Genomic DNA, 853 nt, shown 5'->3' with positions numbered 1-853 from the left:
GTGCCCGGCTCGCCCGGCGTGGCGCCGCTCGCGTGCCGCGTCCCGTTCGGCGCGACGCTCGTCGCGCCCGCCGGCTCCCGCGCGCCCGGGCTCGTCGCCCTGCCGCTCGTCCCGGCGGCGCAGGACGCCGAGCAGCACGGGCATGAGGACGACGCCGCCCGCGAGCAACCAGACGAGCCGGACCGCCGTCGGGTCGACGTGCACCCCGGCGAGCGTGACGACGACGAGCGCGGGCGCGCCGATCGCGACCGCCCGCCGCGCGCTCTCCCGTCGCCCGGCGGGGTCGGCGCCCGCGCGGCCGTCCCGCACCGCGAGGGCCACGTGGATGCTCGCCGCGACGAGCGCGTACGTCGCGTAGGCGCCCACCGCGAACCAGCGGTCACGGTCGCCGACCTGTGCGGTCGGGTCGGCGACGAACGGCGCGAGCGTGGCGGCGACGGTCGCCAGCGCGCAGGTGGACACGAGGTGGGCGCCCCAGGCGAGGCGCGGTTCGAGCGACCCCGGCGGCAGCAGGGCGACGCCGGCGGACCCCCATCGCACCGCGACGCCCCACAGGCCGACGAGCAGCGTGAACGCGCCTGCGCCCGCGACGGCGAGCGCCCGGTCCCACTCCGCCTCGCTCGCGCCGTCGATCACCTGGATCAGCGACTCCCCCAGCACGATGAGCACGAACAGGCTCATGCGCTCGCCGAGGTGCGGGACGTCGGCGCCGAGCACCTGGACGGTCGTGGGCACCTGCCGACCGCGCGGCCCGTCGGCGCCGCCCGGCCCGCGCACCGGCGCGGCGTCGGACGGTCCGCGGCGCTCGTCCCGGCGTCGGCGCCGCGACTCCAGGGCGCGGTCGAGCCGCGCC

1 protein-coding gene is annotated in these 853 nt (G+C 79.8%); it reads right to left on the bottom strand.

From position 1 onward, the window contains the following. The coding region (locus CTKZ_RS21045; protein ID WP_200829876.1) for a low temperature requirement protein A at positions 1–735 on the bottom strand (735 nt) is incomplete at its 3' end. Between the last annotated feature and the right edge of the window lie 118 nt (positions 736–853).

Origin of the sequence: Cellulomonas algicola, from assembly GCF_003851725.1 — a bacterium.
Taxonomy (GTDB): Bacteria; Actinomycetota; Actinomycetes; order Actinomycetales; family Cellulomonadaceae; genus Cellulomonas; species Cellulomonas algicola.
Note: the sequence above shows the minus strand (reverse complement) of the source record. Positions and strands in the feature narration are given on the sequence as shown.